The sequence below is a fragment of the Burkholderia sp. AU33423 genome (assembly GCF_002223135.1).
Lineage (GTDB): Bacteria > Pseudomonadota > Gammaproteobacteria > Burkholderiales > Burkholderiaceae > Burkholderia > Burkholderia lata_D.
On the sequence record NZ_NKFH01000004.1, the window covers coordinates 238,949 to 259,352 of the forward strand.

17 protein-coding genes are annotated in these 20,404 nt (G+C 64.4%); 3 read left to right on the forward strand and 14 right to left on the reverse strand.

Annotated features, from left to right (window positions below):
• Window positions 1–23: 23 nt before the first annotated feature.
• From CFB50_RS03720 to hda, 5 genes are read right to left on the reverse strand one after another with little or no spacing between them, the layout of a single operon-like run.
• Window positions 24–710: a deoxynucleoside kinase gene (locus tag CFB50_RS03720; RefSeq protein WP_089444967.1), complete on the reverse strand. Its 687-nt coding sequence runs from the start codon at window positions 708–710 to the stop codon at window positions 24–26.
• Window positions 707–1,249 carry a 2-amino-4-hydroxy-6-hydroxymethyldihydropteridine diphosphokinase gene (gene folK / locus CFB50_RS03725; RefSeq protein WP_069247200.1) on the reverse strand — a complete coding sequence of 181 codons (543 nt, stop codon included), beginning with the start codon at window positions 1,247–1,249 and terminating at the stop codon, window positions 707–709. The genes CFB50_RS03720 and folK overlap by 4 nt, the downstream gene beginning before the upstream one ends.
• 35 nt (window positions 1,250–1,284) lie before the next feature.
• Window positions 1,285–2,823 (reverse strand): polynucleotide adenylyltransferase PcnB, encoded by a 1,539-nt coding sequence (gene pcnB / locus CFB50_RS03730; protein ID WP_089444968.1) that lies wholly within the window; start codon window positions 2,821–2,823, stop codon window positions 1,285–1,287.
• 5 nt (window positions 2,824–2,828) lie between these two features.
• Window positions 2,829–3,506, reverse strand: coding sequence for an HAD family hydrolase (locus tag CFB50_RS03735; RefSeq protein WP_069247202.1), 678 nt, complete (start codon window positions 3,504–3,506; stop codon window positions 2,829–2,831).
• 11 nt (window positions 3,507–3,517) lie between these two features.
• Window positions 3,518–4,252 (reverse strand): DnaA regulatory inactivator Hda, encoded by a 735-nt coding sequence (hda, locus tag CFB50_RS03740; RefSeq protein ID WP_006484992.1) that lies wholly within the window; start codon window positions 4,250–4,252, stop codon window positions 3,518–3,520.
• Between the two features lie 250 nt (window positions 4,253–4,502).
• Here hda and purM point away from each other — a divergent pair, with 250 nt between their 5' ends.
• A complete protein-coding gene (gene purM, locus CFB50_RS03745; RefSeq protein WP_006484927.1) occupies window positions 4,503–5,558 on the forward strand; it encodes a phosphoribosylformylglycinamidine cyclo-ligase in 1,056 nt (351 codons plus the stop codon).
• 61 nt (window positions 5,559–5,619) lie between these two features.
• On the opposite strand, the gene tet is transcribed toward purM, so the two are convergent.
• Entirely contained in the window at window positions 5,620–6,819 is a 1,200-nt protein-coding gene (gene tet / locus CFB50_RS03750) for a Tet(A)/Tet(B)/Tet(C) family tetracycline efflux MFS transporter (RefSeq protein WP_089444969.1), read from the reverse strand.
• 63 nt (window positions 6,820–6,882) lie between these two features.
• Between tet and tetR the strand changes: the two genes are divergently transcribed.
• The gene (gene tetR / locus CFB50_RS03755; protein ID WP_089444970.1) at window positions 6,883–7,515 is read left to right on the forward strand and encodes a tetracycline resistance transcriptional repressor TetR; all 633 of its coding nucleotides are present in this window, start codon (window positions 6,883–6,885) and stop codon (window positions 7,513–7,515) included.
• Between the two features lie 5 nt (window positions 7,516–7,520).
• Here tetR and miaA read toward each other — a convergent pair whose 3' ends face one another.
• The gene (miaA, locus tag CFB50_RS03760) at window positions 7,521–8,501 is read right to left on the reverse strand and encodes a tRNA (adenosine(37)-N6)-dimethylallyltransferase MiaA (protein WP_089444971.1); all 981 of its coding nucleotides are present in this window, start codon (window positions 8,499–8,501) and stop codon (window positions 7,521–7,523) included.
• The gene (gene mutL, locus CFB50_RS03765; protein WP_089444972.1) at window positions 8,498–10,489 is read right to left on the reverse strand and encodes a DNA mismatch repair endonuclease MutL; all 1,992 of its coding nucleotides are present in this window, start codon (window positions 10,487–10,489) and stop codon (window positions 8,498–8,500) included. Before mutL ends, miaA begins: the two co-directional genes overlap by 4 nt.
• A gap of 173 nt (window positions 10,490–10,662) precedes the next feature.
• Between mutL and CFB50_RS03770 the strand changes: the two genes are divergently transcribed.
• Window positions 10,663–11,346, forward strand: a complete 684-nt coding sequence (locus tag CFB50_RS03770) for a DedA family protein (RefSeq protein WP_179254147.1) — start codon at window positions 10,663–10,665, stop codon at window positions 11,344–11,346.
• Between the two features lie 152 nt (window positions 11,347–11,498).
• On the opposite strand, the gene CFB50_RS03775 is transcribed toward CFB50_RS03770, so the two are convergent.
• The 6 genes from CFB50_RS03775 to CFB50_RS03800 form a co-directional block, all read right to left on the reverse strand.
• Window positions 11,499–12,926 (reverse strand): mannose-1-phosphate guanylyltransferase/mannose-6-phosphate isomerase, encoded by a 1,428-nt coding sequence (locus CFB50_RS03775; RefSeq protein WP_089444974.1) that lies wholly within the window; start codon window positions 12,924–12,926, stop codon window positions 11,499–11,501.
• A gap of 74 nt (window positions 12,927–13,000) precedes the next feature.
• On the reverse strand, window positions 13,001–13,153 hold the full coding sequence (locus tag CFB50_RS39410; protein ID WP_179254148.1) for a hypothetical protein: 153 nt from the start codon (window positions 13,151–13,153) through the stop codon (window positions 13,001–13,003).
• Between the two features lie 130 nt (window positions 13,154–13,283).
• Window positions 13,284–15,653, reverse strand: a complete 2,370-nt coding sequence (locus CFB50_RS03780; protein WP_144020625.1) for a hypothetical protein — start codon at window positions 15,651–15,653, stop codon at window positions 13,284–13,286.
• Between the two features lie 244 nt (window positions 15,654–15,897).
• The gene (locus CFB50_RS03790) at window positions 15,898–16,710 is read right to left on the reverse strand and encodes a mechanosensitive ion channel family protein (protein WP_089444977.1); all 813 of its coding nucleotides are present in this window, start codon (window positions 16,708–16,710) and stop codon (window positions 15,898–15,900) included.
• A gap of 250 nt (window positions 16,711–16,960) precedes the next feature.
• The gene (locus CFB50_RS03795; RefSeq protein WP_089444978.1) at window positions 16,961–18,973 is read right to left on the reverse strand and encodes a capsular polysaccharide biosynthesis protein; all 2,013 of its coding nucleotides are present in this window, start codon (window positions 18,971–18,973) and stop codon (window positions 16,961–16,963) included.
• A 27-nt stretch (window positions 18,974–19,000) separates the two neighbouring features.
• Entirely contained in the window at window positions 19,001–20,152 is a 1,152-nt protein-coding gene (locus CFB50_RS03800; RefSeq protein ID WP_089444979.1) for a glycosyltransferase family 4 protein, read from the reverse strand.
• Between the last annotated feature and the right edge of the window lie 252 nt (window positions 20,153–20,404).

Genomic DNA, 20,404 nt, shown 5'->3' on the forward strand with positions numbered 1-20,404 from the left:
GTGGAACGACAGGCGAGGACGCGTCAGCGCGTCGTCTCGCCCTTGACGAAGAATTCCTTGCGGCCGCGCATCGTCTCGATGCGCTCGACCAGCAGGGCGAGATCTTCGGGGGAATCCAGCGGATTCAGGTGTTCCGCGGCGACTGTCAGCACCGGCGTGCGGTCGTAGTGGTAGAAGAATTCGTTGTACGCGTCGACGAGCGAGCGCAGGTACGCATCGCTGATCTGCAGCTCCATCGGCAGCCCGCGCTTCTGGATGCGCGAGAACAGCACTTCGGGGCTCGCCTGCAGGTAGACGACGAGGTCGGGCGACGGTGCCTGCGGCACATCCACGTGCGTCGCGACCGAGCGGTAGAGCTGCCACTCGTCTTCCGGCAGGTTCAGCCGCGCGAAGATGTCGTTCTTCTGCGGCATGAAATCGGCGATGACCGGGCGGCCCGTGTCGAGCGCACCGATCAGTTCGCGTGCCTGATGCGCGCGCTGCAGCGCGAACGACAGCTGCACGGGCAGCGCGTAGCGTGCGGTGTCGCGATAGAAGCGTTCGAGGAACGGGTTGTCCTGCGGGCGCTCGAGCAGCGTCTGCATCGACCAGCGTTCGCCGAGCAGGCACGCGAGCGTCGTCTTGCCCACGCCGATCGGGCCTTCGATCACGAGATAGCGGTGCGGGGCGCGCAGGTCGGGCGCGGTGACGGTAAGGGGAGTCGGGGTCATCGGCAGCGGTTCTTGTCGGCGTCTTCGCTGGCAGCGAGCGCCTTCTGCATCAGGCACTGGCAGGTCTGCACCTTCTCGACCCGCTGGTCCGCGACGGCGGCGAGGAAAGCGTCGGCACGGCCGCGCGCGGGGATGTCGAGTGCCGGCTCGATCTCGACGAGCGGCACGAGTGCGAACGCACGGTCGGTGAGGCGTGGATGCGGGACGATCAGGTCGGGCTCGTCGATCGAATCGTCGCCGAACAGCAGGATGTCGAGATCGAGTGTGCGCGGCGCGTTGCGATACGGGCGCTCGCGACCGAAGTGATGTTCGATCTTCTGGCACAGCGCGAGCAGCTCGCGGGCCGACAGCGTCGTGTCGAGCTTGACGACGCAGTTGTAGTAGTCGCCGCCGCCCGCTTCAAAGGGCGCCGTGCGATACAGGCTCGATTTGCCGAGGATCGAGATGGTGCGCTGCTGTGCAAGGCACACCACCGCGTCCTTCAGGGTCTGGCGCGCATCGCCGAGATTCGCCCCCAGTCCGATATATGCAACCGTCATGGCATCACTTCCTACGTCGTTCGCCGGCGAGCGCGTCAGTCGTCGGAACCGCCCGAGGCGTCCGGTGCCTGCTCGGCGGCACCTTCACCCGGCTTGCGGTTTCGCACGCCGCCGCGGCGGCGCCGCTTGCGGGGCGATTTTTCCTTCGTGCCGCCCTGCGTGAGCAATGCCTCGCGAGCGGCCGCGTCGCCTTCGATGAAATCCGTCCACCACTGTCCGACTTCCGCATCGAGCTCGCCGGATTCGCAGCGTAACAGGAGGAAATCATACCCCGCTCTAAACCTTTGGTGTTCCAGCAGCCGCATCGCGCTGCGGCCCGAGCGTTTCTCGAGGCGCAGCTGCAGGCCCCAGATCTCGCGCATGTCGGCCGAATAACGCTTGTGGATCGCGAGTTTCTCGGTCTGCATGTCGAGCACGTCGTCCATCGCGCGATGAAGCGCCGGCACCGGGATTTCGCCTTCGGCCGTGTATTGCTCGAAGCGCTGGCGCATGTCGTGCCACAGCAGCGTCGCGAACAGGAAGCCGGGTGATACCGTCTTGCCGGCGCGCACGCGTGCATCGGTGTTGCTCAGCGCGAGCGTGATGAACTTCTCGCCCTGCGGCTGTTCGAGCACGACGTCGAGCAGCGGCAGCAGCCCGTGGTGCAGGCCTTCCTTGCGCAGCCGCGTCAGGCACGCGAGTGCGTGGCCCGACAGCAGCAGCTTCAGCATTTCGTCGAACAGGCGCGCGGCCGGCACGTTGTTGATCAGGTCGGCGAGCGCGTTGATCGGCTCGCGCGTGTGCGGCTCGATCTCGAAACCGAGCTTGGCTGCAAAGCGCACGACGCGCAGCATCCGCACCGGATCCTCGCGGAAGCGCGTGGCCGGATCGCCGATCATCCGCAACAGACGGGCGCGCACGTCGGCCATCCCGTCGTGGTAGTCGAGCACCGTCTGCGTCGACGGGTCGTAGTACATCGCGTTGATCGTGAAGTCGCGGCGTGCAGCGTCTTCGTGCTGCTCGCCCCACACGTTGTCGCGCAGCACGCGGCCGCTCGCGTCCACCGCGTGCGTGCGGCGATCGAGTTCGTCGCGCTTCAGGCGCTTCGGCGGCTCGGCAGCGGCCGCCTCGGGCGGCGCGTCGACCAGCGCGCGGAACGTCGACACCTCGATCAGCTCCTGGCCGAACTGCACGTGGACGATCTGGAAGCGGCGGCCGATCAGGCGCGCACGGCGGAACAGGCGCTGCACCTCGGTCGGCGTTGCGTCGGTCGCGACGTCGAAGTCCTTCGGCGCGATGCCGAGCAGCAGGTCGCGTACCGCACCGCCGACGATGAAGGCACGGAAGCCCGCCTGCTGCAGCGTGTCGGTCACGCGCACGGCATTCTTCGAGATCAGCGCCGGGTTGATGCCGTGCACGCTGGCCGGCACGACGGTCGGTTCATGGTTGCTGCGCGGTTTCTTCGCGCCGCCGCCGCGGGCGCCCTTCGGGGCGCGCGAGGTAGCCGGGGCCGCTTCGTCGGCCGGGGCCGTTGCGGGAGACGTTTGCTCGGTTTCGTCCTGGCCGAGCAGCTTGCGGATGAATTTTTTGATCACGACGTTCAGAAGAGATCGAGGATGCGCCAGCCGCGGTTGCTTGCATGCGCACGCAGCGTGTCGTCAGGGTTGGTCGCGATCGGGTCGGTGACTTTCTCGAGCAACGGAATGTCGTTGTGCGAGTCGCTGTAGAAATAGGTGTGCGTGAAGTCGCTCCATTGCTTGCCGAGCGATGCGAGCCACGCTTCGGTCCGCACGATCTTGCCTTCGCGATAGCTCGGCGTGCCGGTCGGTCGGCCCGTGTACGGCGAATCGGGATGCCCGTCGGTCGTTTCGACCTCGCAGGCGATCAGCGTGTCGACGCCGAACGCGGAGGCGATCGGGCGCGTGATGAATTCGTTGGTCGCCGTCACGACGCAGCACAGGTCGCCCGCATCGAGGTGCTTGCGCACGAGCTCGAGCGCGGCGGGTGTCATGGCGGGCCGGATCACCTCGTGCATGTACTGATCGTGCCATTCGGCCAGCTGCGCGCGCGAATACTTCGCGAGCGGCGTGATCATCGCCGTGAGATACGCGTGGATGTCGAGCTTGCCGGCCTTGTAGTCGGCGAAGAACTGATCGTTCTGACGCGAGAAGCTTTCCGCGTCGACGATGCCGAGCTTCACCATGAAGCGGCCCCATTCGTGGTCGCTATCGGTCGGGATCAGCGTGTGATCGAGGTCAAAGAGTGCCAGATTAGTCATGGAAGCGCATTTTACTCGAAGCGGTTCGGGCCCGTGCCCGGTGGTGTGATGTCGTCGCCGGGACGCGCCAGCATGCGGCGCAGCAACGGCAGCGTGACGGCGCGTTTCTGCTCGAGCGAGAAGCGGTCGAGCGCGTCGAGCAGCGCCATCAGGCTCGGCATGTCGCGGCGGAAATGGGTCAGCAGGTAGGCGGCGATGTCGTCGGTGAGCGCGATCCCGCGCTCCTTCGCCGCGAGCTTGAGCACGGCGATCTTGCCGGCGTCTGACGGCGGCGACAGGTGGAACACGAGCCCCCAGCCGAGGCGCGTGCGGAGATCCTCGCGCACGTCGAGCGCGAGCGGCGCCGCGGGGCCCGCCGCGACGAACGCGCTCGACGGGTGCGCGCGCACTTCGTTGAACAGGTTGAACAGCGCGACCTGCTGCGTGTCGCTCATCCGGTCGCAGTCGTCGATCGCGTAGATGCCGATGCGCGGGTCGAACGTGAACGCGCCGAGCGGGCTCTGCGGCGTCAGGTAGCGCGCATAGCCGTACGACGCGTCGCTCACGAGCGCCTGCAGCAGATGGGTGCGGCCGCAGCCGGGCTCGCCCCAGATGTAGAACGACCGATCCGGCACGGGGCCCGCCGCGAGCGCGAGGTCGAGCTTCTGCAGGCGCGAGATGAGCTCGTCGTTCTCCTCGTTCATGATGAAGTTGTCGAACGTGGCGGGCGGCGGCGTGCCGAGATCGAGCGTCAGTTGACGAGACACAACAGTCACAATGCGGGTCGGTTGAAAATACGCGCGCCGTACGCCGGGCACGCGCCGGGGCTTGCGTCTTCACGGGCTTCACGCGCGGCCGCACGCACGGCGCCACGCCGGTTTCGGCGCAGTTCGCTCGGCGATGAAAACGGGGACGTGTTGACCAAGATGCAATCCCTGACGATTCGGTGCTGGGAATTCCGGCCAACGGGCCGGCTTCGGGTAAAATCGCATTTTACCGACCTTCTCGCATTCCCCCATGAATCCTCCGAAATCCGCTCCCGACGCTCAGGGTCTGTCCTATCGCGACGCAGGTGTCGACATCGACGCAGGCGACGCACTCATCGACAAGATCAAGCCTTTTGCGAAGAAAACCCTGCGCGACGGCGTGCTCGGCGGCATCGGCGGGTTCGGCGCGCTGTTCGAAGTGCCGAAGAAGTACAAGGAGCCCGTGCTCGTGTCGGGCACCGACGGCGTGGGCACCAAGCTCAAGCTGGCATTTCATCTGAACAAACACGACACCGTCGGCCAGGATCTTGTCGCGATGAGTGTGAACGACATCCTCGTGCAGGGCGCCGAGCCGCTGTTCTTCCTCGACTACTTCGCGTGCGGCAAGCTCGACGTCGACACCGCTGCAACGGTCGTCAAGGGCATCGCGCAGGGTTGCGAACTGTCGGGCTGCGCGCTGATCGGCGGTGAAACGGCCGAAATGCCGGGCATGTACCCGGACGGCGAATACGACCTGGCCGGCTTCGCGGTCGGCGCGGTCGAGAAGAGCAAGATCATCGACGGCAGCACGATCGCCGAAGGCGACGTGGTGCTGGGCCTCGCATCGAGCGGCATCCACTCGAACGGCTTCTCGCTCGTGCGCAAGATCATCGAGCGCGCAAACCCCGACCTGTCGGCCGATTTCCATGGCCGCTCGCTGGCCGACGCGCTGATGGCGCCGACCCGCATCTACGTGAAGCCGCTGCTCGCGCTGATGCAGAAGCTGTCGGTGAAGGGCATGGCGCACATCACGGGCGGCGGTCTCGTCGAGAACATTCCGCGCGTGCTGCGCGAAGGCCTCACCGCCGAGCTCGACCAGAACGCGTGGCCGCTGCCGCCGCTGTTCAAGTGGCTGCAGGAGCACGGCGGTGTCGCCGATGCGGAAATGCACCGCGTGTTCAACTGCGGCATCGGCATGGCCGTGATCGTTTCGGCGGCCGATGCCGACGCAGCGATCGCCGACCTGACCGCCGCCGGCGAACAGGTGTGGAAGATCGGCACCGTGCGTGCGACCCGCGAAGGCGAGGCGCAGACGGTCGTGGTCTGACGCACTGCCTGCAGCAAATGCAGCAAGGAAAGCCGCCCGGAGTCGATCCGGGCGGCTTTTTTCATGCCGACGGGCGCGGTGCGCTCGAATTCGCGTTGCGTGCGCCGGCCAGCAGCGGCGGCACGAACAGGTACAACAATCCAGCCGCGGCCCAGACGAGCCCCGGCCACGTCGCGCGGGTCGCCGCGTAGGTCGCGGTGACGACCAGCGGCCCCGCGACGCCGATCAGGCTCGCCACGCTCGCGAGCGCGCCTTGCAGTTCGCCCTGGCGCGCATCGTCGACCTGCCGCGCGAGCATCGCCTGCAGGGCCGGCAGCGTCATGCCGCCCGCCGCGAACAGCGGCAGCAGCGCGAACGGCAGCCACGCGGCGGTTGCGAACGCAATCGCCGCGAGCCCCAGCGCATCGCCTGCGAGACCCAGTGCAAGCGCACGGCGCTCGCCGAGCCGCGCGATCAGCGGGCCGATCGCGAAGGCCTGCGCGAGCGCGTGACAGGCGCCGTAGCCTGCCAGCGACAGCCCCGCGATCGGCGTCGACCAGCCGAAATGCTCCTGGCCGTACAGGATCCACAGCGTCGCCGGTGCCTGCGACACCAGCGCGACGATCACGTAAATGCCGATCAGCGGTGCGAGCGCGGGCGCGCCGGTCAGCCGGCGCAGGCTGGCGAACGGATTGAGCGCGCCAACCGGATGGCCTTCGCGGGCCGAACGCGGCCGCGATTCCGGCAGCGCGCGCCAGACCAGCACGAGATTGAGCGCGTTGAGCACGGCGGCGGCGACGAACGGTGCGCGCAGGTGCAGCGCACCGAGCAGGCCGCCGATCAGCGGGCCCGCGATGAAGCCGATGCCCATCATCGCGCCGAGCTGGCCGAAGCGTCGTGCGCGATCGGGTTCGGCGGTGACGTCGGTGACATAGGCGGTCGCGACCGCGACGTTCGCACCGGTGATGCCCGCGATCAGCCGCCCGGCGTAAAGCCACGCGAGGGTCGGCGCGAGCGCCATCAGCAGGTAGTCGAGCGCGGCGCCCGCGAGCGACGCGAGCAGGACGGGCCGGCGGCCGAAGCGGTCGCTCAGCGCGCCGAGCAGCGGGGCGCACAGGAACTGCGCGAACGCGTACAGCGCGAGCAGGGTCCCGTAATGGGTATCGGTGCTGCCTGCGTCGGCGAGCGAGCGCAGCAGCCCGGACAGGATCGGCATCACGATCCCGACGCCGATCGCGTCGAGCAGGACCGTGGCCAGGATGGCAATAAGGGACGGATTCAAGAGCGTGACTCTATCGGTGATAGAGTGGCAATTATTTCACAGCTTTCCCTATCGGTGATAGAGATGAAGGACACAGGGGCGCGGCTGACGCGCGACACGGTATTGCGCGCGGCGCTCGACCTGCTCGACGAAGTCGGCATCGACGGGCTGTCGACGCGGAAGCTCGCCGAGCGGCTCGGCGTGCAGTCGCCGACGCTTTACTGGCATTTCAAGAACAAGGGCGAACTGCTCGATGCGATGGCCGAGGCGATCATGCTCGAGCGTCACGATGCGTCGCTGCCGCGGCCGGGCGAAGCGTGGGATGCGTGGCTTCTGGACAACGCGCGCAGTTTCCGTCGTGCGCTGCTGGCCTATCGCGACGGCGCGCGCCTGCATGCCGGTACGCGGCCGCGTGCGCTGCACTTCGGCTCGATTGAACGCAAGGTCGCGCTGCTCGGCGACGCGGGTTTCGCACCGGACGAGGCGGTCGACCTGATGTATGCGCTGGGCCGCTTCGTGGTCGGATGGGTGCTGGAAGAGCAGGCGGAATCAAGCGACGAGGTCGATGCGCCGCTGCCGGACGCGGCCGAGTATCCGCTGCTCGCAAAGGGTTGGGCCGCGCTGCGCGCGCGCGGCGGCGATGAGGCGTTCGAGCGCGGCGTCGCATTGATCGTCGACGGCGCCCGCGCGCATCTGGCAGCGCGCGGGCGTGGCTGACGCGGTCAGTCCGGCGTGCTGCCGTCGAGCACGCGTTCGAGCGCGTCGAGTGCGCGGGCCGTCGAGTCCGGCGCGATACAGTCGACGACGATCCGCTTCGGCATCGCGCGCAGCCAGGTGATCTGGCGCTTGCAGAGCTGGCGCGTCGCGAAGATCCCCTTGTCGCGCATCGTCCGGTAGTCGGTGTCGCCGTCGAGGAATTCCCACGCCTGCCGGTAGCCGACGCAGCGCATCGACGGCAGGTCGGGATGGAGGTCCTCGCGACGACGCAGCCGCTCGACCTCGTCGATGAAGCCGGCGTCGAGCATCGCGTCGAAGCGTTGCGCGATCCGTTTGTGCAATACCGCGCGATCCGACGGTTCGAGCGCGACCGGCACGAAGCGGTAAGCGGCGGCCGCATCGTCGGTGCGGCGCGGTGCGGCGAGCAGCACCGACATCGGCTGCCCGCTCAGCATGAACACTTCGAGCGCACGCTGGATCCGCTGCGAATCGTTCGGCGCGAGCCGCGCGGCCGTGTCGGGATCGACGTGCGCGAGCCGCGCGTGCAACGCGGGCCAGCCATCGCGCGCGGCTTCGGCATCGAGCGTCGCGCGCACGTCCGGATCGGCGCCCGGCAGGTCGTTGAGCCCCTGCGTCAGCGCCTTGTAGTACAGCATCGTGCCGCCCGCGAGCAGCGGCGTTCGGCCGCGCGCGGCGATCTCGCCGATCAGGCGCAGCGTGTCCGCGCGGAAGCTCGCGGCCGAATACGCGTCGGCCGGATCGATGATGTCGATCAGGTGATGCGGCACGCTCGCGCGCTCGTCACGCGAAGGCTTCGCGGTGCCGATATCCATGTCGCGGTAGACGAGCGCCGAATCGACGCTGACGATCTCGATCGGGCGCCGCGCGGCGAGCGCCAGCGCCGCGGCCGTCTTGCCCGATGCGGTGGGGCCGAGCAGGCAGGCGATCGTCGTCGGGTTGGGGTTGGCGTGCGGTGCTGCGCTCATTGGCCACGCATGAAGAGGCGGTCGAGATCGTTCAGCGTGAGCTGATACCACGTCGGCCGGCCGTGATTGCACTGGTCCGCGCGTTCGGTCGCTTCCATCTGCCGCAGCAGTGCGTTCATCTCGTCGAGCGTCAGGCGCCGGTTCGCGCGCACCGCGTGGTGGCACGCGAGCGTGCCGAGCAGTTCGTGCTGGCGCTCGGTGAGCACGCGCGAGCCGCCGAACGCGTGCAGGTCGGCGAGCACCGCGCGCGCGAGCGACTGCAGGTCGGCATCCTTCAGCAGCGCCGGGACCGCGCGGATCGCGAGCGTTGTCGGCGACAGCACCGCCAGGTCGAAGCCGAGCGATTCGAGCGTGTCGCGCTCTTCCTCGACCGTGCCGATCTCGACCGGCGTGGCCGTCATCGAGATCGGCAGCAGCAGCGCCTGCACCGCGACCGAGCGGTCGGCGAGCGCGTTCTTGAACTGTTCGTACAGGATCCGCTCGTGCGCCGCATGCATGTCGACGATCACGAGGCCGTGCGCATTCTGCGCGAGTACGTAAATGCCGTGGATCTGGCCGAGCGCGAAGCCGAGCGGCTGCTCGTCGTGCGCGGTGGCGGCGATCGGCGACGCGGTGAGGCCCGACAGCGGTGCGATCGGCGCGTCGGCCGAATCACGGGCGCGGGTCGTCGTGCCGTCCGGCGTGCCCGCGCCGGTGTCCTTGCGGCCGAACAGCGCGTCATAGAGCGCGAGCGGCTGCGCGACGGGCAGCGTGCCCTGGGTCATCCGCGCCTGACGCATCCACGTGTTGCCCGACGACGAGGACGACGATGGCGACGAGAAGCCGCTACCGCCGCTGCCGGTTGCGTGGCCCTGGCTCTGGCCGAGCGGTGTGTCCAGGAACGAAGCGGGCCCGCGCGGCGCCGGTGAGAGTTGCGCGGCATGGCCGCCCGCCGTGGTTTCCGGCGACGCGCCCGCGTGGCGCGCCAGCGCGCGCTGGACCGCATGGAACACGTACTGGTGGATCGAACGCGAATCGCGGAAGCGCACCTCGATCTTCGACGGGTGCACGTTCACGTCGACGGCTTCGGGCGGAAGGTCCAGAAACAGCACGTACGACGGGTAGCGGTCGCCGTGCAGCACGTCCTCGTAGGCCGCGCGTACCGCGTGCGTCAGCAGCTTGTCGCGCACGAAGCGGCCGTTGACGAAGAAGTATTGCTGGTCGGCGCGACCGCGGCTCGCGGTCGGCAGGCCGGCGCAGCCATAGACCGCGAGCGGGCCAGCCTGCTCGTCGAGCGGCAGGTGTGCGGTCGCGAAGCTGTCGCCGAGGATCTTCGCGACGCGCTGCGCCGGTTCGGTCGCATTCCAGTGCTCGACCGCCTTGCCGTTGTGCAGCACCGAGATCGCGACGTCCGGCCGCGCGAGCGCCGCGCGGCGAATCATTTCCAGGCAGTGGCCGAACTCGGTCTGCTCGCTTTTCAGGAATTTGCGCCGCGCGGGCGTGTTGAAGTACAGCTCGCGCACCTCGATCGTCGTGCCGGTCGCGCCGGCGGCAGGCGACAGCACGCCCGTCTGCGCGTCGATCTTCGTCGCATGCGCGGCATCGGCCGTCCGGCTCGTGATCGACATCTCGGCGACCGACGCGATCGACGCGAGCGCTTCGCCGCGGAACCCGAGCGTCGCGACCGCTTCGAGCTCCTCGAGCGAGCGGATCTTGCTGGTGGCATGGCGCATCAGTGCGAGCGCCAGCTCGTCCGGTGGAATCCCGCAACCGTCGTCGGTGATCGAGATGCGCTTGACGCCGCCTTCTTCCAGCACGATGCGCAGCGTGCTGGCGCCGGCGTCCATCGCGTTCTCGAGCAGCTCCTTGACGACCGACGCCGGGCGTTCGACGACCTCGCCGGCGGCGATCTGGCTGATCAGCTGGTCGGGCAGGGGCTGGATCGCGCGCAGCGGGCGCGGAGCAGGGGCGGGCGCGGCGCCCGCGGCCGTTTCGGTGATATCGGACATGGCCGAATTATAGCGAGGCGGCGATTGCGTGCCGCGGTGGCCGGCCGTTACGTTTTTTCACGGAGCCTTAAGGTAGTTTCGGTATCATGGGTCCGTAACACGCCCGGTCTTGACCGGCGGGCGCTTCAGCCTTTTTCGGCCGTTCCGGCCCTATCGCCTTCGAGGAATCGCATTTGGATACGCTGCTTCATTTCGTCAACCTTGTCCTGCATATCGACGCCTTCCTCGGCGATTTCATCCGGCAGTACGGCGCGTGGGTCTATCTCGTGCTGTTCCTGATCGTGTTCTGCGAGACGGGGCTCGTCGTGTTCCCGTTCCTGCCCGGCGATTCGCTGCTGTTCATCGGCGGCGCGTTCGCGGCGACAGGCGAGATGAATGTCGGCCTGCTGATCGTGCTGCTGCTCGTCGCGGCGATTTCCGGCAACACCGTGAACTACCTGATCGGCCGCTGGGTCGGCCCGAAGGTGTTCAATACGCATATCCCGGTGCTCGAGCGCTTCCTCGATCGCGCCGCGCTGCAGAAGACCCACTCGTTCTACGACAAGCACGGCGGCAAGACGATCGTGCTCGCGCGCTTCATTCCGGTCGTGCGGACGTTCGCGCCGTTCGTCGCGGGTGCGTCGTCGATGAGCGTCGCGCGCTTCCAGCTCTTCAACGTGATCGGTGCGCTGGTGTGGGTGCTGCTGCTCGTGCTGCTCGGTTATTTCTTTGGCAACATCCCGTTCATCCGCCAGTACCTGAACGTGATCGTGCTGGTCGGGATCGGGGCGGCGGTCGTGCCGGTTGCGCTGGGTGCGGTGTGGAAGCTGGTGCGCGGGAAGCAGTCGGATAATGCGCCGAAGGCGGGCGGGCGTTGAGCGCGCGTTCGTAGGTTTCGGTGAAACGAGAAAAGCGTGGCGGGTGCCACGCTTTTTTTTCGTCCGGTGCTTCCGTTACGCGTTGCGATGCGAGATCGGGGGGCGGGCGTGAGATAGAGGCCGGCTGCACTGTGAGCCGGGAAATGTCGTCGTTACGACGCTGCGCGGCCGTAGGTGTCTTCGAAGCGGACGATGTCGTCCTCGCCGAGATACGAGCCCGACTGGACTTCGATCAGTTCGAGCGGAATCTTGCCCGGGTTTCTGAGCCGATGTGGGGTGCCGAGGGGGATGTACGTCGACTGATTTTCGGTAAGGATGATTTCTGCATCGCCATTCGTCACAAGCGCCGTGCCTTTCACGACAATCCAATGTTCGGCACGGTGATGATGCATCTGCAGGCTCAGTTGTGCTCCGGGAGCGACGATGATCCGCTTGACCTGAAAGCGATCGCCAGCATCAATGCTTTCGTAGGAGCCCCACGGCCGCGGGACACGACGGTGCGTGACTGATTCAAGCCGTCCCGAACGATTCAGTTGTTCGACAACCTTCTTGACGTCCTGGACGTGATCGCGATGCGCGACCAGGACTGCATCCGCAGTTTCGACCACAACGACATCCCGGACACCGATCGCCGCAACCATCCGGTGTTCCGCACGGATGTAGGAGTTTGCGACAGTGTCGGTATAGATGTCGCCGGAAACAGTATTGTTTTGGTCATCGCGTGCGGCAATATCGGCGAGCGCGCTCCACGAACCGACATCGCTCCAGCCGAGTGCGGGAGCCGCGACCACGGCGGCGCGTTTCGTCTTCTCCATGACGGCATAGTCGATTGAGATGTCCGGACAAGCGCCGAATGCTTCGATATCGAGACGCAGAAAATCATAGTCCTGCTGCGCATGATCGAGTGCCTGTGCTGCATGTCGGGCGATGTCGGGGGCATATTGCGCGATCTCGTCGAGATAGACCGATGCATTCAGCAGGAACATGCCGCTGTTCCAGTAATAGCGGCCGTCATTGACGAATTCCGCAGCACGTTCACGGTCGGGCTTTTCGACGAATGCGTCGACGGCGTGAGCGCCGTTGACGGTTTCAAGCGCGTCGCCGCGGCGGATATAACCGTATCCGGTATGCGGCTCGTTGGGGGGAATCCCGAATGTGACGAGATGTCCGCGCTTTGCGACCGTGGCTGCGGTGTCGACGGCCGTGATAAATGCCGGCAGATTCTGGACGATGTGGTCCGACGGCAACACCAGGAGCAACGCGTCCGGATCGTCGCGCAACGCGATGCGTGCCGCGACGGCAATCGCTGGTGCAGTGTTGCGGCCGAGCGGCTCCAGCACGATCGCCCGTGGCTTGATACCGGTGTGCTGAAGTTGCTCCGCAATCGTGAAACGATGCGCGTGGTTCGCGACAATGACTGGAGGCGCGACCCCCGGCACTTCGCTCGCGCGAAGGACGGTCTGCTGGACAAGGGTTTGTTCTCCCGCCAGCTTCAGATACTGCTTCGGGTAGTTGCTGCGGGACATCGGCCACAGCCGGCTGCCGTTGCCGCCGCATAGGAGGATCGGATGGAGGCTCATGCGGGGATGTCCGGGGTAGGGCGAATGGGTGATGGCTCGGTTGCCGGGGGAGTCATTCTAGCAAAGCGCGGTAATCAAAAAGCGTGGCGGGTGCCACGCCTCTTTTTGTCCGGAGCCGCCTGGTCAGTATGGTCGGGATTTACTGGATCGCCGCATTCGGACGATGTGTCGTCGTTGACGATCGTCGTGCCGAACGGCCTGACATGGTTGTCCTGGGGCAGGGACATCGCCGTTCCGGGCAGTCGCGACGGAGAGCGGTTCCGATTGAGGCACGCCACTCGGTCGCGCCGCGTCTTCACTTTAGCCGGCTCTGTGACGTGTTGCCCGTCAGGCTCGCGGCAGCGCGTTTTGGGGAGCTTACTTGCTTCGCTCATTCAGCCAAGCGACGGTTCGGAAGCCCTTCCATTTCCGAATGGTTTCAATGGTTGCTTCAAGTGCCTCGATCTGTTCCATTAGGTTCTTTACCTCGTTCCCGTGTTTCCGCTCTGCCTGTGCAAGATTTTCCAGTTGGCATGTCAGCAGTTGGTGGTTTCGAGTCGCGAACTGCTCCGCGGCATGTGCGTGATCGTGTCGAAGCGAAGCAAGAGCTGCGAGGTAGCGTTTGCCGAGACTCGATTGGCTACCGCGAGACCCCGGCTCGTATTGGGCGAATTCCGATGCTAGTTTGGTGAGAGCGGTTGACAGTGCATCCGGATTGCACGAAGCATGTTCGTTATGGAAGCCTAGCGAATGCGTCGCCGGAGCGTCTGACAGTTCGGGAACGGCGGGCTGTTGAGGGAGATCCGGCTCAGTGGTTGCTGCTACGTCTATCGGCCGCAGTCGTTGCAATTCGGTGAATCCGTCGAATTGATCGAGCATGGACTCCGCGCTCGCGAACCAACTCAAAATCGTACGATCGAACGCGTCGAGTTCAACGATTTGCTGTTCGATGACCTCGCGAATCCGATCCTCAATTGCTCGAATTGCATTCTGATGGGCTGAGCGAAGGGAGTCTATCGCCGATTCGTGAGCAGCACGTTGCTTTTCCGCTTGGAGCTCAAGCGCGGTTGTATGGGATGCCGTCAAGGCGGCGTTTGTCGTTTTGTATTCTTGCGCCAGCGCAGTCTGCTGCTCTTCCGAAATGCGCGCTGCTGCTTCGAACTGAGCTTTCAGCAATTCGATTGCCGCGTTGTGCTGAGTGTCGCGTTGTGCGAGATCCTGCTTCAATGCCTGCAAAGTTTGCCGGTGGGCATCCTCAAGAGATTGAGTCAATCGGGTATGCTGCTCGTCCGAACTGCGCGTTGCAGTCTCGAATTGTGCTTTCAGCAGTTCCATCGCCGCTGCATGCTCGGTATCGCGTCGCGCGAGTTCCAGTTGCATCGTCTGCAAGGTTTGCCGATGAGCGTCCTCAAGGGATTGCGTCAACCTGGTCTGTTCTTCGCGCGCGCTGACGTGCGCATGTAATGCCCCCTGTAACTGCGTCACCTGGGCTTCCAGCTCTCGTGTCCTGGTTTCACCGTGCTGGTATGCGAGCTTCGCACAGGCAAGCTGCGCGTCTATGCCGGTCTTGAGGAAGTTAATCTGAAATTCAAGCCGGACCCCGTGTTGGTCTGAGGAATTAACCGGGATGTCGTCGAAGATAATCTGGGGGTCTTTACTCTCGAAATAGAGAGTGCCGTCGGCGCTGAATGAACAATTGGAAGTCAGCTTGCCCATCAAGCTGATCGAATCATTCGGCCCGACGAGGATGGCATCTTCAACGACCAGGACTGCAGAATCATCGATAGGATCGAGCCGCAACGTCTTGATGTCGATGGCACGATCGACGTTAAAGACATATCTCGCGGATCGCTTTTTCGGATCGATAGTTTGACTTGACGAGTGTTCTTCGGAGAAGCCATTGCCTTCATCCACAAACAACTGGATCCGCGCGCTCGAAAGGATTCCCTCCCCCAGTCTCTGCTCTACATCGATGATGAGGGATCTTAAGTGTTCTGCTTCGGCGCGATGGATATCCCGATCGCGCCGCGCGTTGGCAATCTCTCGGTGAAGCGCTACCCGATCAAGCGCATCGAAGTTCGGAAAGAGGTCACCCTTTGCTATGTTCGCCGAATTTGCGAGTTCGCCACCGATTCGCACTTTGCCGGGCTGGGCGGTTTGGGCGTGGGCGCGTATTGCCGCGGAAGAATCGATCCCGGCAAGGACCGGTCGCAATTGCTCATAGAGGTATTTGCCGTCAGTGATGAAGCGCGGAAACTCCAGGAAGATCAGCGGCACTCGCTTCTTTACACAGGCATGAATGACCTGGTGGAATCCCATCGACAGCAGGCGCGCCTGATCGATCGGGTTCAACGAATAGACAGTGCCCCCTGGCACGACCCCCCACGTGTGCCAGCGTGTCAATTCACCGGGAATGTCTTCGCGCCCGAGACGCGCACGCAGTTCGTTTACTACTCTACTCGTGGCTGCTTCCACAAGATCCCGCATGGGGATAATGACGGCGTCAACTTGGATATCGTCGCGCGCGAGCAGTTCGTCGACAAATTCGTAAAGCCAAGGAGACTTGATGACGTAGGGAAGATTGGCGTCGCCTGTCGGGAAATCCTCAAGTCCGGCATTGGCATTCTCATCGAGCCGATCTTCAGGATTTCTCGCGAGGTGCGTATCGAGGCCACACGCCGTGAGGTATTGGACCAGAAAGCTTGTTCCGGCACGACCGGTGCCGGCGATGAGAAGGTGGTGTTTCAATTTCTGTAAGGTACCGTAAGTGAGGCGGTGATAGCCAACTCTACGTCTGCGGCTGCGGTCTTTTTCCAGCGCCTTGCGGCGACTGCCACGTCATTTTTTGCCCCGGAGTCTTACTTCACAAGCCAGGGAACAAGGTTCAGGGGCGGCTGAGGAAGTATCGCCCCTTCTCTCGGATAACGACGGGTTTGACCTCAAACTGAAGTGGCTGCGTCGAGCAATTTTTATGCATCGACGGATTGCGCCGTCAAGCCGTGCGATGTGAGACCGGTGTTTCGGGCGTCGGATACTGCGCGTCGCGGAACGTCTCGATGATCACGCGGTTGGTGTCGCAATATACCTGCCAGTAGTTCTCGGGTGCCGTGGACGGGCGTACGAACAGCAACGGGCCTTCCGGCGTGAACTGCAGCACACCGACGTCCGGCGCCGGGGTGGTCAGCACGTTCGGGATCTGCTGGATCGACGTCTTCAGGCGGCTGATCGCGTCGACCGCATCGACGCCGTTCGCGATCTTCGCGGTCAGGTCGACGCGGCGGTGCGGCGTGGCACTGTAGTTCGCGATGTTGTCCGAGAAGATCTTGTTGTTGCCGACGATCGTCACGATGTTGTCCGCAGTGACGATCGTCGTGCCGAACAGGCCGAGCTCCTTCACCGTGCCCGTGACGCCGCCTGCGCTGATCACGTCGCCGATCTTGAACGGGCGCAGCACCTGCATGAACACGCCTGCTGCGAAATGCGAGAGCAGGCCGCCCCAGGCGGTACCGATCGCGAGGCCGAGGCCGGCGAGCAGGGCGGCGAACGAGGTCGTCTGCACGCCGAAAATCTGCAGGATCGCGAGGATCAGCAGGATCGTCAGCAGCACGCCGACGACGGAGGTCAGGTAGTCGGTCAGTGTCGGGTCGACCTTGCCGCTACGGCGCACGACCTTGCCGAGCAGGCGCGTGCCGATGCGGATCGCCCAGCGGCCGATGAACCACAATACGATCGCGGCGAGGAGGTTGAGGCCGAAGTCGAGACCGCGTGTCATCAGGAATTGCTGGGCGGTGGCGAGATCGATCATGCGTTCTCCGAAGTCAGGGGTAGAAAGGGCGGCGCATGCACCGGATGGCATTTTTATAACCTGACCTGCGCGTGCCCGGCAACCTGCTTTGTGGAGTTTGACGCAGTGCAAAGCGGGCAATACGTATGAGTGTACAGCCCGTCGGAGGGTGGCCTTCTTTGCAGTTGGCACCTAGATTGGTTTGAACGGAATGTGCCGTGCGACTCGGCAAAAACGACCTGTCATCGGCCAGCAAACGTGCAGATCATCTTCAGCGCATCGCTCGGTCGCGAACGTATTGCCGCCCCTGCCACCCGGCATAACGTATCGCGTTGCGCGACCAACGTATTGCCTTGACGAGTGGTCGGGCGCGGTTTCCGCGTATTTTCTCGAGTGGCCGGGCCGCATTCGGCGCGAGTTGCCGGGCGATTGCTTCGGGTGTCGTGAACAGCGAGAGCTGCCAGTCCCAATAAATGGCGTAACGGAGCAACACTCCGGCCGTCAGCATGTCGAGCGATAGTCGGCGTTCGCGCCACGGCTGTTCCAGCGCATCGTGCGTTAGTCCCCAGCCAGCATAAAAGGGCAGGCCATAGGTGTGGACTTCCTTCCCCCGCATCAGGGCATCGAAGCCGGCGAGCGACGAGAGCGTATGCAACTCGTCCGCCACGTCGATCAACGAAATGAGATCCGCGGCCGCATCGACGATGTCTGCGAGATGTTCAGCATCGACGAGCCCGGCGCGATTGCCGGACAGTACGTCCGGATGCGGTTTGTAAATAATGAACGCGTCCGGTCGACGAGCCCGCACTTCCTTTAACAATGCTTCCGACGTGGCTATCGTGCCGGTTCCCAGGCGGATCGACGCGTCGTCCGCAACCTGGCCGGCGACGAGTACGACGCGCTTGTCATGAGGGACGTGCCATGTCGGCGCCTGGCGGCCGAGATTGTATTTCGTGAGCCCGAGCCGCACGATTTCCTGCCTGAGCGCTGCCGCGCGCCGCAATTCCGCTTCGTCGAACGTGGTCTGGTTGAGGATGACGGTCAGGTCGCTCGGACGACTCGCGTCGAAATACAGGCCGCGGCGGTCGATGACCTGGCTGCACGGCGGCGACATGTCCGAGCCGAGTCCGGTCGAATGGATAAAGCCGTCTTCGATCCGGACATGGGCGACGCCGGCGGGCAGGCCTTCGGCCGATCGTCCCCCCCATATTGCCGCGTGTTCGTCGGTGTGGGTGTCGCGCGGATCCGCGATCCAACGCAACGTTCCGCCTCCCGCCGACAGGTAGGGCGTAGCGTAAGGCCGCTTCCACCATTGGAAGCGCACGCCGGCAACCCGGCCGAGATCCCTGTATCGGTCGGCGACGGTATGCTGCAGTTCGATACAGTCGAGTGCGGTTTCGAGCGTGCCTTGTGTGCCGCGTGCCGGGTCAAGGTAGCGCGCGAGCTGAAGGAAAACGGCATCAAATAATGCGTCTACGGAGGGGCGCGCACGGCGTTCCGGCATCGCGGTGTGGTCCTGCGTCAGTCCCCAGCCTGCGTAGTAGGGGGTGCCGAACACGTGAACAGGGACGCCGGCCAGAAGCGCCGCCATCCCTTCAGATGCTCCCACGACATGGACGGCGTCGGCTTGCCGCAGTACGTCCCGCAAGGAGTGCGCGACTTCGAGAACTCTTGCATTTCCGTGCAGCTGGGTTTTCGTCGAAAGCCAGTTGCCAGCACCCGCATCGGCGGAGCGCAAGATCCATAGGGCTGCATCGGGGTGCACAGCACACGCCGCATCCGCCATCGCAGCGAAATTCCGTTGGCGCAGCGCTGCCCGTGTGCAGACGTCGGTATGCGACGTCTCGCGTTCGTCGATCAGCACAATGCGCTTGCCACCGCCGGATTCGTGCCATGCATCCGGCAATTCGGCTATCTGATGGCGAACGTGCAACGCGTCGCTGTCGAGCACGCGGCGCATCAGATCGCGGCATCGCTTGTCCGTGTCGGTGACAGGCGTGGCCTCGAGCAGACGTTCGAGTGCGGCGACCAGTCCACCGCGCGCAACCAGATCCGACGGAACGCAGAACCATGAAAGAGGCGGTGCGTGCGTTGCGTGCCGGACGAAGACGGGACCGGGGCATACGGGGTACACGGTACGTCCGATCGACGCGGACGCTCGGGCAAGCGCGACGCCAAGCCACGAATCGATCCACACGAATGGTGACTTTCCGGTCAGCCAGCCGATCATGCGTTTGCCGCGAGCGATTGCACTTGCGTCGAATGACCGGGGTTCGGACGTCATCGAGTGCTCAGCAGGTGCCGGAATCATTTACCGGAGCGAATCGAGGAAGCCATCGATGCGATCGAAGTGCTCGGCCCAGGTCGGCGCTCGAAAGTGACCGATCCGCGTGAGCTGATTCGACCGCTCGCTGCTGTCCGAGCGAGCGTACTCGCGAATCCGTACAAGCCATCCCGGTCCGTCGAGCGGGTCGAGATAATCAGGAATGTCCGACGCGATCTCGTGAAAGACCGGCAAGTCGCTGGCGAGCACCGGCACGCCCAACATAAGCGCTTCGACGAGCGGCATCCCGTAGCCTTCGGCGAACGACGGGAAGACTAGCGCGCGTGCATGCTGCAACCATGCATGCAGACGTTCGTCGCTGCAATCCGATTCTTCGATAACCGCACCGCGAATCGTTGCGCAGCGCTCCAGCATGTCGACGACGTTCTCGCATTCCCAGCCGCGCCGGCCGATGACCACGAGCTTGGGGGCGGCTTCCCCCATCTGTTCGACCAGGCGCCGCCAGACGTGCAGGATGAACCAGTGGTTCTTGCGCGGCTCGATCGTGCTGAGCATCACGAAGTAGGGGGCATCGATCGGAGCCGGGCTCGGCGGATGCGGTTCCACGGCAGGGGCGAGTGGAGCGACGACGACTGGCGGGAGCGGTAGCGAGGCTCGCCGGGCTTCGTTCGCCAGTTCGTCGTAGGTCGCCTGTGAATTGCTGATCAGGCCGCTCGCATGTCGGAGTGCTGTATGGATACGGGCACGATGCGATGCGTCCACACCAGGACGACAATACTCCGCGTGGGTGAGCGGAATGAGATCGTGAACCATGAACACCGAGTGCGCGTTGCGTTGCGCCATCGCCCGGTAGTAGCGCGTGAACTCCATCCCGTTGTGACTTGTATGCAACAAAATTGCGCGATCGAATTTCGCCGATTGAAGCCGGTTTAGCAACGCGGAAGCAATTATTCTGCGCAGTGCCCATCGGTCGCGATCGGACGAGAGCAGCAGCGAGAACATCTTCTGCGAGTCTTTTTCCGTCAAAACGGTGGAAAAACCGCGTTCACTCAGGACTGCGCGTGCACGGTCGCCATATTTACGAATGTAAGCCAGTCCTACTCTGTCTACCCCGGTGGGGATCAGGCCATCATAAAATCGGGTGGCGAGACGAGTGACGTCTAGAAGTATTTTTGTCACGCAGGTGAAATTTGGTTGTGCGTGCGGAAACGAAAAATGTTTCCGTTTGCCGAAGCCCGATGGCTCATGCAACAATTCCGCCGGGTAATTCTATGGCATCTCGGATGGCGGGACAATTCGCGCGTGTGCGTCGATTGATCAGCACAAGCGCCGAGTATGCCAAACACAATTGAAGCTTGAGGTCAGATTTACCGATCTGCTCGTGCCCTTGCGCGCGGCAGCAATGGACTTTTGGAACCGCCCCTGTTTGTG